This is a genomic window from Lactococcus allomyrinae (genome assembly GCF_003627095.1).
GTDB lineage: Bacteria > Bacillota > Bacilli > Lactobacillales > Streptococcaceae > Lactococcus > Lactococcus allomyrinae.
In genome coordinates this window covers 1,664,652-1,676,542 of sequence record NZ_CP032627.1, presented here as the reverse complement: position 1 = coordinate 1,676,542, position 11,891 = coordinate 1,664,652, and the positions used below count along the sequence as shown (strand labels likewise).

General features: G+C 36.9%; 10 protein-coding genes. All 10 read left to right on the top strand.

The genetic code is table 11. From position 1 onward, the window contains the following. Complete coding sequence (locus D7I46_RS07715; RefSeq protein WP_120772365.1) at positions 1 to 1,314, top strand: DNA recombination protein RmuC; 1,314 nt, start codon at positions 1 to 3, stop codon at positions 1,312 to 1,314. Positions 1,315 to 1,496: 182 nt separating this feature from the next. After that, positions 1,497 to 2,441, top strand: a complete 945-nt coding sequence (locus D7I46_RS07710; RefSeq protein ID WP_120772364.1) for a 3'-5' exoribonuclease YhaM family protein — start codon at positions 1,497 to 1,499, stop codon at positions 2,439 to 2,441. A 132-nt stretch (positions 2,442 to 2,573) separates the two neighbouring features. Next, positions 2,574 to 3,266 carry a metal-dependent transcriptional regulator gene (locus D7I46_RS07705; RefSeq protein WP_120772363.1) on the top strand — a complete coding sequence of 231 codons (693 nt, stop codon included), beginning with the start codon at positions 2,574 to 2,576 and terminating at the stop codon, positions 3,264 to 3,266. Between the two features lie 90 nt (positions 3,267 to 3,356). Further along, positions 3,357 to 4,907 (top strand): Nramp family divalent metal transporter, encoded by a 1,551-nt coding sequence (locus D7I46_RS07700; protein WP_120772362.1) that lies wholly within the window; start codon positions 3,357 to 3,359, stop codon positions 4,905 to 4,907. Between the two features lie 133 nt (positions 4,908 to 5,040). After that, entirely contained in the window at positions 5,041 to 5,910 is an 870-nt protein-coding gene (locus D7I46_RS07695; RefSeq protein WP_120772361.1) for an aldose 1-epimerase family protein, read from the top strand. Positions 5,911 to 6,479: 569 nt separating this feature from the next. Continuing rightward, positions 6,480 to 7,388 carry an AEC family transporter gene (locus D7I46_RS07690; RefSeq protein ID WP_120772360.1) on the top strand — a complete coding sequence of 303 codons (909 nt, stop codon included), beginning with the start codon at positions 6,480 to 6,482 and terminating at the stop codon, positions 7,386 to 7,388. A 27-nt stretch (positions 7,389 to 7,415) separates the two neighbouring features. After that, the gene (locus D7I46_RS07685) at positions 7,416 to 7,979 is read left to right on the top strand and encodes an NUDIX hydrolase (RefSeq protein WP_120772359.1); all 564 of its coding nucleotides are present in this window, start codon (positions 7,416 to 7,418) and stop codon (positions 7,977 to 7,979) included. Between the two features lie 19 nt (positions 7,980 to 7,998). Continuing rightward, positions 7,999 to 9,084 (top strand): NADH-dependent flavin oxidoreductase, encoded by a 1,086-nt coding sequence (locus tag D7I46_RS07680; protein WP_120772358.1) that lies wholly within the window; start codon positions 7,999 to 8,001, stop codon positions 9,082 to 9,084. A 190-nt stretch (positions 9,085 to 9,274) separates the two neighbouring features. After that, positions 9,275 to 10,234 (top strand): homoserine O-succinyltransferase, encoded by a 960-nt coding sequence (locus D7I46_RS07675; protein ID WP_120772357.1) that lies wholly within the window; start codon positions 9,275 to 9,277, stop codon positions 10,232 to 10,234. A gap of 353 nt (positions 10,235 to 10,587) precedes the next feature. Then, complete coding sequence (locus D7I46_RS07670) at positions 10,588 to 11,676, top strand: cystathionine gamma-synthase (protein ID WP_120772356.1); 1,089 nt, start codon at positions 10,588 to 10,590, stop codon at positions 11,674 to 11,676. Positions 11,677 to 11,891: the final 215 nt, after the last annotated feature.

Below are 11,891 nucleotides of genomic sequence, written 5' to 3'. Positions count from 1 at the left end.
GTGGAGATTATCATTATCATTTTACTGATTGTTCTGATTTTACTTGCAGTTGCTAACTTCTTTAAAAAAACAGACAATAACAAAACAAGCAATCAGCTCAATTATATTCAGCAAAATCTCTCGGAAATGCGATCGGATGTTAATCAACAGCTTGGACAAAATCGCCAAGAATTGTCAGCAAACTTACAGACAGTGAGTAATAGTGTGAACAGTAATCTGTCAGTACTGACAGAAAATATTAACACAAAATTTGACCATCAGTTCAAAGATTTGCAGAGTTCAAATGAGCAAAAGCTGGAGAAAATTTCATCAAGTCTGACAGAATCTACTGACAGAACAGTGAGTACCTTGTCAGTACTGACAGAAAGTATTACAGAACGTTTTGACCAAAAGTTCAAAGATTTACAAGAGTCTAACGATAAGCGCTTGAGTCAAATTCAAGAAACGGTTGATGAAAAACTTCAGGAAACACTCAATCGCAGAATTTCACAAAGCTTTGAGCAAGTGACCTTGCATTTAAAAAATGTTGAGGAAGGGCTTGGAGAAATGCGGAGTCTTGCCAGTGATGTGGACAGCTTACAAAAAGTCATGACGGGGGTCAAAACGCGGGGTATTGTTGGCGAAATCCAGCTCGGACGGATTTTGGAGCAGATGTTCACAGCGAGTCAATATCGTGAACAAGTCAATATCCAAGGCGGCAACGCAGTAGATTATGCGCTAATTTTGCCTGGGAAAATTGCTGATTCGGAGTTGCTTTTGCCGATTGACTCAAAATTCCCAATGGAGGATTATCAACGCCTGCAGACAGCGCTAGAATCCAATGACACAGCAGAAATTGAAAAAACACGAAAAGCCTTATTTAATGCAGTAAAATCGCAAGCTAAGTCAATTAGTGAAAAGTACATCGTTCCGCCGAAAACGACAGATTTTGCAATGATGTTCTTGCCAACAGAAGGATTATTCATGGAAGTCGTCAATAATCCTGAACTCTATGAACAAATCAGTCGAGACTACAAGGTCAATATCACAGGTCCAACAACAATGACGGCCGTGCTAAATAGCTTGCAAATGGGATTTAAAACGTTACAAATTGAGCAAAAATCATCAGAAGTCTATGAACTTCTTGGAAGTATTCGCACCGAGTTTGACAAATTTGGCGGTCAACTTGAAAAAGTACAAAAGAAATTGCAAGAATCTGAATCGGAAATCACAAAGCTTATTACAACTCGTACTAATGTGATGCAAAGAAAATTGAAGAGTATTGACGCAGCTCCAGATAGTGTCAGTAGTAAGTTGCTAGACTTGGAAGACTAACCGCATAGCTAATTCTATGGCTGGGAAAATGCCACGTGCATTAACGTAATGCGCATTTCGTCTCAGAATATAAAACATTGACGTTTTTTACAACGGCTTAGCTATATATAGACTAACTTTAAAATAATACATTTTATTAGTTAATTCAGCATAGTATACTTTCATATAAGAAAGGAAATATCATGGTTCTCATCAAAAACTTAGAGTTAGGCGAATTTTTTGAAGGCTTTTACCTCATCAAATCCGTCGAACTCAGGCAAACAAGGGCGGGTAAAGATTATCTGGCTATCAGCTTCCAAGACCGTACAGGAACAATCTCTGGTAATATCTGGGATGCTAACAACAAAGCAGTAGAACAGTTCCGAGCAGGGAAAGTTGTTCACATGAAGGCGCTCAAAGAGCTTTATAATGGAATGCCACAGGTTAATAAGATTCAATTGCGCTTAGCGACAGACAGCGAGCCAAATAATTCCAAGGATTACCGCGAAAAATCACCAGTCAATGAAGCTGATTTACGTGAATACGTTCAATCCATTGTTTTCAAGATTGAAAATGGTACATGGAATCGAATTGTTCGAAGTATTCTAAAGAAGTTTGATAAAGAATTTTATGAGTTTCCAGCGGCAAAAACAAATCATCATGCCTTTGAAGGCGGACTTGCCTATCACACAACGACAATGCTCCAATTGGCAGAAAAAATCTGTGAAGTTTATCCACAACTAAACTCTTCGCTTATGTTTGCGGGTGTCTTGTTGCACGACATGGCGAAATGTCTTGAATTTACAGGATTTGAAAATACAAGTTACACTCTTCGAGGAAATCTTCTTGGACATATTGTCTTGATAGATGAAGAGGTAAGTAAGGCAGCGCTTGAACTAGGAATTGGGGATGAAAAAGAAGATTTACTTTTGCTTCGCCATTGCCTGCTCAGTCATCACGGCGAACTAGAATACGGCAGTCCGATTCGTCCGCAAATCATGGAAGCTGAAATGATTCATCAGATTGATATGATGGATGCAAGCATGATGATGATGGAGACGGCGACAGCTAACCTAGAACCAGGGCAATTTAGTCAGCGTGTTTGGGCGCTTGATAATCGTAATTTCTATAAACCAAAAATAGATTAAGCTGTGGTTAACCACAGTTTTTTTATATTCTGGACAGATAAAAAAATAAATTTATAGCCAATGCTAAACTTATTGACAAAATAAAAAGGTAGTGCTATAATTTTGTTATCTTAAAAATTGAAAGAGGATGATGTGTTAAAATTATCAAAAAATGAGCAAGATTATCTCAAAGCGATTTATAATTTGGAAAGTAAAAATGATAATGAAGCAGTAAGCATTCATTTAATTGCTAAAAAATTAGATGTAGCTTCTCCAAGTGCCACCGAGATGATTAAAAGATTATCCAAAAAAGAACTCGTCATCTATACTCCTTATAGAGGTGTAAGCCTATCTCATATGGGAATGGTACAGGCACGTTTTATAATAAAAAGTCATAGAGTTTGGGAAACTTTTTTAGTAGAGAAACTTGGCTATCTCTCAGAAGAGGTACATGATGAAGCAGAAAATCTGGAACACGCTTCTTCACCGAAACTCGTCGAATATCTTTATGCGCTTTTAGGTTATCCCAAAGTAGACCCTCACGGCTCAGAGATTCCTTCAGAAGTATTTTGGGAAATGCAACAATCAGAGATTGATTTGGAGCAGGCAAAAATTGGTGAAAGATATTATATTACGACAATGGCTGAGTCTTGTAAAGATTTCTTTAGAAAACTCGAAATGTCAATGCCCCACTTGATTAAAATCATTGAAAGACTTCAAGATGGCTCAGTCATCATAAAAGAAGATAACGGAAAATGCTCGATTATTCCTCACTTTCTTCAAGATGAAATCTATCTGATGCAAAGAAATGGCTTTACAACTAAATTTGATGAAGAAAAGGAATGATATTAAGGATAGGATTGTTGAACCTAATATAATGAGAAAGTAAAATTGGAAAATAGATGTTGAACAAATTTCAACTTAGAAAAGGTAAATATGAAAAGTCGTAACTCCCAACGTATGAAGTTAATCCATCATACGAATGGGAAATCATTAGAGGAAATTAATGGCACGATTGAAGTGCCAAAGGATTCTAAATTTTTTAAGACTCTACTCGCTTATTCGGGACCAGGTGCTTTAGTAGCCGTTGGTTATATGGATCCAGGAAATTGGTCTACATCAATCACTGGTGGACAAAATTTCCAATATTTATTAATTTCTGTTATTTTGATGTCTAGTCTTATTGCTATGTTGTTGCAGTATATGTCTGCTAAGTTGGGGATTGTCAGTCAGATGGACTTGGCGCAAGCAATTCGAGCGAGGACAAGTAAAGCTCTAGGTATAATTTTATGGATTTTGACTGAGCTTGCCATCATGGCAACAGATATTGCAGAGGTGATTGGAGCCGCAATTGCGCTCTATCTTCTTTTTAACATTCCGCTAGTATTAGCTGTCTTTATCACGGTATTAGATGTCTTTTTGCTCCTTTTATTGACAAAGATAGGTTTTAGAAAAATTGAAGCATTGGTGGTCTGTCTGATTTTAGTTATCTTAGCTGTCTTTGTTTATCAAGTTGCTCTGTCTAATCCCGATTGGAAAGGAATTATTGAAGGATTTGTTCCTAACCAACGTACTTTTTCAACTCATCCAGAAATTGCGGGAATGACACCTTTGACTGGTGCATTAGGTATTATTGGTGCTACGGTTATGCCGCATAACTTATATCTTCATTCTTCAATTTCTCAGTCAAGAAAGATTAATCATAAGGATAAAGCAGATATTGCGCGAGCTGTACGTTTCTCTACTTGGGATTCTAATATTCAGCTGACTCTGGCTTTTGTCGTCAATTCTTTATTGCTTATTATGGGGGTGGCAGTTTTCAAGACTGGGGTGATTAAAGACCCCTCATTCTTTGGTTTGTATGATGCTTTATCAAATCCAACTGTTTTGAGCAATGGTGTACTTGCAGAAGTGGCTAAAACAGGTGCTTTATCTACATTATTTGCTGTTGCCTTACTTGCTTCTGGACAAAATTCGACAATCACAGGGACATTGACTGGTCAAGTTATTATGGAAGGTTTTATACATATGAGAATGCCAATCTGGGCAAGAAGATTGCTTACTCGCTTACTATCAGTTATTCCTGTATTGATATGTGTGTCAATGACAAAAGGATATAGCTTACAAGCTCAACATGAGATGATTAATAATCTGATGAATGACTCGCAAGTCTTTCTCGCCTTTGCACTTCCATTTTCGATTATTCCCCTCCTTATGTTGACAAATAGTAAGAATGAGATGGGAAGTTTTAAAAATAATTGGGTGGTTCAGTCATTAGGTTGGCTCTCTGTCGTTGCACTGACCTATCTTAATCTGATTGGTTTACCCAGTCAAATTAAAGTATTCTTTCCAGAAAATTGGTCAAGTTTTGCGGAAGTTATTGCAATTCTCTTAATTATTTTGGTTTTAGCTTTATTAGCTTGGACAATTGTTGAGCTTTATCATGGAAACAAAAAAATACTTCTTGTCAACAATGAATCTAAATAATCTGTGATGAATCATTAAAATGAGGTTAGGAAAACTCCTAACCTTTTATTTTAAAGCATTTCCCTATCGTGCAAGTCTTTCGAAGAAAAAAGTGATAAAATGAAGTCATAATAACGGAGTTAAGGAGAATTTTATGATAAATACTTTGCAAAACGGGCAGCTTACAGTTGTTATTGATAGTTTTGGTGCGGAAATGAACTCTATCAAATCTAATGATATTGAATACCTCTGGCAAGCAGACAAAAATTTCTGGGCACGCCACGCTCCAGTCCTTTTTCCTATCGTTGGTAAGTTGAAAAATGGGGAATATCATTATGGAGAAGAAACTTACAAGATGGGCGGACATGGCTTTGCGCGTGATAGTGAGTTTAAGCTGGTGAAAGAAGATGATGATGAACTTATCTATGAACTGTGCCAATCAGAAGAAAGCTTATTACATTATCCTTTTAAATTTACTTTCCGAGTTTCTTACATACTCAATGGAAACAAGATTAAAATTCGTTATGAAGTAAAAAATGAAGATGAAAAATTTATGAATTTTGGTGTTGGGGCCCATTCAGCCTTTAATGTTCCTTTAATAAATGGTTCATTTGAAGATTATACTTTGACGATTTCACCAAATGAAAAGAGAACATTTATCCCGCTTAATCCAGCATCAGGCACATTAAAACTGGATGAAAAGTCTGAAGTAGAAGTTTCCAAACTTCCATTGACACATCAACTTTTTGACCAAGATGCTTTGGTTTATACTTCTTCAGATGAGATGAAGGTCTCATTGACGAATGACCTTGATGATCATAGTGTTACTGTAACATGGAAAAATATGCCCTATTTTGGATTATGGTCACCTTATCCTGCTGAAGCATCATTTGTCTGTATTGAACCCTGGTGTGGAATTGCTGATGATGAAAATACAGACGGTGATTTGACGACAAAATTTGGAATCAATGAACTTGCGCCAGAAGGAAAATTTTCTTGCGAATATATCATTGAAATTAAGTAAGAATGTAAAATAAACTTTATTCAAACTCTTGAATTAATCAAGAGTTTTTTATATTATGGCTCATTCGCCGCAAAAAAAATAATGAATATCAACTTTAGGGTGTGAAAGTGGCATTGTGATATGTTATTGCAGTTCATCGTTAGTCATTTCGTTTTGTCGTTCTAGTGAGTGATTTAGTGATAGTGTAGATTATTTTAACAAAGATACTTAATCAGTTCTTTAAGCTAATGTTTGCTTATACTAGTTCATTTTTAAATTTAATAATTGAACTGCAGAAATACTATCTTGCGTTAGCACAAGAAGTAGGTTACCCTTTGTACGCTTTAACTTTTAAAAATTCCTTTTGGGAATTAAACAGGATTAAGAGTTAGAACTTTAAAAATAAAAGACAAATGATGGTTAAAATTTCCCAAGGAAACAAATGGCTTAAAAAATGATAGAATTAAGAAAAATATAAAAATTAATGATAAGTTATTTGATTTGCTCTAATTTATAAATAAACATTTAAAGATATAGCTATAAGTTTCCATGAACTAAAAAAGTATAGAAAACCAACAGAATGGGAGAAAATGACAACTATTATTTTAAATGCACTTAGCATTTTGCTTGTGCTAATTCTTGCTATTGTGCTAAAAAAAATTGGTCTGGTTCAACAAAAAGATGGGGCTCTTGTTTCGAAAATAGTGGTTTATGTTACCCTACCTGCGACAATTTTGCTGGGTGTGAACAATACCAGACTTTCAAGTTTGTACTTCATACTTATGGCCATGGGAGTATGTTCTAACCTTGTTCTAATTTTTATTGGTAAATTTTTAGGTCGAAAATCAAGCATAGAAGAAAGAGGTTTGTATATGTTTGACTTGTCCGGCTATAATATCGGAAATTTCTCTATTCCATTTGTAAGCAACTTTTTTCCAGCGGCTATTCCTTTTCTGGCTATGTTTGATATGGGGAACTCTTTTATGGTAACGGGTGCGACACAGGCGATTGTTGAATCTACAAGTAGAAAAAATAAACATGGATTTATTTTACGTGAGGTGCTTGGAGTTTTATTTAGAAATCCTCCCTTTGTTGTTTATGTTTTGATGTTTATTCTTGCGATATTTGGTTTGAGTTTTCCTGAAAAATGGCTTATTCCTATTCAGCCGATGGCAAATGCAAACACCTTGCTTTCGATTTTTACGATAGGTTTATTTATGGAGTTTAAACTTCCTCAAGGAAAATTTGGATTAGTTTTGAAGATTTTATTTTGGCGTTATATTTTGGCAGCTGTTCTTTCAATAATAACCTATCTTTTCTTACCTTTTCCTCATTTGGTAAAAGTAGTATTACTTCTTATCTTTTTTTGCCCAATGTCATTTTTGCATATGCTGCAGGCAACAGAATTTGGTAATGATAGAGGAACGGCAGGGTTGGCGATTAGCTTGTCAATGTTTATCTCATTAATTTTAATGAGTGCTGTTGTTATTTTTTTATAATAGATTGTTATAAGATTTGGAGAAAAAATGAAAAATGAATTACAAATTTTGTTAGAAAATTTTGTTCCACGAGGGGAGCAGGAAATTTCTGATTTGAAAATATTTCGTGAGTCTGCAAAAGATTCACGAAACTTGACGAGAGATTCGATTGCTCATTTTACCGCGAGTGCATTTGTTTTGAATGAAAAGCATGATAAGATATTGGGTATTTTTCATAAGATTTATCAAAGTTGGGGCTGGATGGGCGGTCATGCGGATGGTGATGTCGATCTGCTCAGAGTGGCGCAAAAAGAAGTTCATGAGGAAAGTGGACTTGCAGAATTAAAAATATTATCTGAGCAGCCGATTTCAATAGAAAATGGACCAGTTGCTGGACATTTTCATCGAACACATGGTTACGTATCAGCACATATCCATCTGAATGTAACATTTTTATTTGAGGCGGATGAAAAGGCTTTGTTGCATAAAAACGAAGAAGAAACCGCGGGTGTTGCATGGATTCCAATTGATGAATTTGTTGAAAAATCGTCTGAACCCGAAATGAAAATCATTTATGAAAAGATTATTTCAAGAATAAAAGAAAAATATTGAAAAAAAGAGGAAAGAACAAATGAAATTTAATGAATCACTGGCACTACGCTCAGGTGTTGTTTTAAGAAATAGATTGGTTATGGCGCCAATGACTATTGTGTCAAGTTTTCACGATGGTACGGTGACAAAAGAAGAAATACAGCATTATGCAATGAGAAGTAAAGGGTTAGGAGCGGTAATTACAGGAACAGCTAATGTTACTGATAATGGTAAGGGATGGCCCGGAGAGTTGACGATTGCGACGGATGAAGCGATTGGGGCCTTGACTCAACTTTCTGAAGGAATTCATCAATCGGGGGCGAAAGCAATTTTGCAGATTTTTCATGCTGGACGGATGACTTCTCAGAAAACAATTGGTGAACAACCTGTTTCTGCATCGGCTTTTGCGGCAGAAATTCCAAATGCAGAACAACCACGTGAGCTAGATAATTTTGAGATTGAAGCGATTATTGAGGCATTTGGTCAAGCAACAAGAAGAGCAATTGCTGCGGGATTTGATGGAGTTGAAATTCATGGGGCAAATACTTATTTGTTGCAACAATTTTTCTCACCACATTCTAATCGTCGGACGGATGAATGGGGCGGAAGTCTGGAAAAAAGAGCAAAATTTCCTTTGGCAGTGATTGATCGAGTTCTTGCAGAAGTGAAAAATACAGCGGGCAGACCTTTTGCGGTGGGCTACCGTTTGTCTCCTGTCGAAATAACAGAACCTGGGATTAAATTTGAAGATACGCTTTGGCTGGTTGAGCAATTAAAAGCGAAAGAATTAGATTATTTACATCTTTCGTTGAAACATTTTGGACGTAAGTCAAATGATAAAAATTATCAGGATAAATCAGAACTAGCTTATATTCATGATGCTTTGAAGGGGAGAGTACCGTTGATTGGTGTTGGAGGTGTGAGAAGTCTTGAAGATGTAGAGGGCTTACTTGAAAATGCGGAGTTTGCCGCAATTGGCCAACAACTTTTGATTGATCCTGAGTTTGCTGTTAAATTGATTGCAAAGCGTACGGATGAAATTATTAGCAAACCTTTTGGTGAAGCAATTCAGGATTTGCCGATGCCACATCCAATGTTTAAGTATTTGGAAAAACGGTATCAATGAAATAAAACTCTGTCAGCATACTGACAGAGTTTTTGCTTACTAAGTTCGTTTGTCAGCATGCTGACGATTTTTTCTCATAAAATTTTTAAATCTCATCATCATGGAATTATATTGCCAAACTATTGAAAATAGGTTTTGAAGGGCTATAATTAAACCTAATTATAAAAATAATGAGAGATTTAGGGGAATTATGCCAGTAAAAGTGATAAAAAATCTGCCCGCGATAGAAGATTTGCGGGCAGATAATATTTTTGTAATGGATAGTGAGCGAGCGCGAAGTCAGAATATTCGTCCGTTGAATTTGTTAGTGGTCAATTTGATGCCCAGAAAAACGGTGACAGAAACTCAACTTCTGCGTCTCTTATCAAATACTCCGCTTCAAATTGATGTGGACTTTTTATATACTGCAACACACGAAGTGAAGAATACGCAACAGCATCATTTAGATAGCTTTTATAAGTCTTTTGATGAAGTTAGGGCACGCTTTTACGATGGTATGATTGTGACGGGAGCTCCTGTGGAGCAGTTAGAGTTTGAAGAGGTTGATTACTGGGAGGAGTTTCTTGAAATCATGGATTGGAGTAAGAGCCATGTTTACTCAACTTTGCATATTTGCTGGGGAGCTCAAGCAGGACTTTATGCGCGTTATGGTATAGAGAAAGTTGATTTATCCAGAAAGTTATGTGGAATTTATGAGAATTCTGTTGAGAATCCTAAACACCCACTTTTTAGAGGCTTCAATGATAGCTTTTTTTGTCCTCACTCACGGTATACAGCTTCTGATGAAGTAGAGCTGTCAGCACTGACAGATTTTGAAATATTATCAAAATCTCATGATACAGGTTTGTCAGTGCTGACAAAGAGTAATTTAAGAGAAGTTTATCTTTTTGGGCATTTAGAGTATGATAGAGAGACATTATCGTGGGAATATCATCGAGATAAGAATGCAGGTCTGGAGCCAGATTTTCCTGAAAATTATTTTCCAGAAGATGACGATACAAAGCAACCTCGAATGACTTGGTCATCTGCAGCATCATTGTTCTTTTCTAACTGGCTTAACTATGCGGTATATCAAGGAACGCCTTATGTTGTTGAACGGCTGAGTAAGCATCTGGAAGCAGATTATGATTTTAATAATCATGAGAATTAATGCTGTTTTATCAAAGCAAGTGCAAGCTATCATCGCCTTTTCGGGCTACGCTGTCGATGCTTGCTATGGCGCTTAAAGCGCCTAGTCCCAATCGCAATACTCCGAACTTTTAGGTTGGAGATAAAGCAGCACTACGCCTTGAGTTTCGTCCGACTGCCCTAGGACGTTAGTGCTCTAGCACTTAGGCTTCTGAGACAAGGTGACCTTATATCGAGGATGTTAAGCAGACTGTTGTAGCTTTAACTCCGTACAGGTCGCTTAGTTGTTACACCTAGAGGTTGTACCTTAAATCCAGTGGGAGTAGAAACCCATACTGGATAAGTCTTGACTTCATTAGAAATGAGAGAAAATGTATGAGTAAAAAATTAGACACAATTTTAGCACAAGCTGGAAATCGACAAGATAAAATTACAGGAGCTTTGGTTAGTCCACTGCATTTTTCAACGACCTATCAACACCCTGAATTTGGCAAATCAACTGGTTTTGACTATACAAGAACAAAAAATCCGACGCGTGCGAATTTGGAGGAATCCTTAGCAGCTATTGAGTCAGGTCAATATGCTTTGGCTACTTCATCGGGAATGTCCGCTGTTGTTCTTGCGTTGGAAATTTTTCCTGTAGGAAGCAAAGTCGTGGCAAGTCGGGATTTGTACGGCGGTTCATTCCGTTGGTTTGATGAACAAGAAGCTCAAGGAAGATTCTCATTTTCCTATGCTAATGATGAGCAAGAGATGATAAATTTAATCACGCCAGAAACGGATATTGTCTATATTGAAACACCGACAAATCCAATGATGGTTGAATTTGATATTGAAAAAATAGCTGATAAAGCGCAGGAAAATGGCGCAAAAGTTCTCGTAGATAATACGTTTTATACTCCTATTTATCAGCGTCCGTTGGAGCTTGGAGCGGATTTGGTTATCCATTCTGCGACGAAATATTTGGCGGGGCATAACGATGTTTTGGCAGGGGCTGTGATTGTTCGAGATGAGCTGTTGTATGAGAAATTACTCCATCATCTCAATACAACAGGAGCAGTTTTGTCACCGTTTGACAGTTATTTGGTGTTGAGAGGGTTGAAAACATTGAGTTTACGTGTGGAGAGAGCTACTGACAATGCACGCAAAATTGTATCAGCACTTACAGAAAATCCGTCAGTAAAGGAAGTCATTTATTCTGGAAAAGGAGGGATGATTTCACTTAAAGTAAGAGATGAAAAACAGATTCCACAGATTTTAAATCGCCTGAAAGTTTTTACATTTGCAGAAAGTTTGGGTGGGGTTGAGAGTCTAATTACTTATCCTGCGACTCAGACTCACCATGATATTCCAGAAGAAATTCGTGTGAGTTACGGGCTGACTAATGATTTGCTGCGCTTGTCAATTGGGATTGAAGATGTCAGCGATTTGATTGCAGACCTTGAGCAAGCTTTGGAAAAATGACAAAAATTCTCCAGTAAGTTAAAAAAGTCTGTCAGTATGACGAATCAACTTGCGATTTGAAATTCCGACTTTATAGGATAGCCGTTGACGGATGGTTAATTGGTTGAAGTAAGTGGCTACTAGGAAAATGGGCAGCGTAGTAAAGCGGAGCTAGACAGACTAGACCTTCGAGTGCCAAAGATACGAAGATGACAAAAAATGAGAAAGTTAAAATA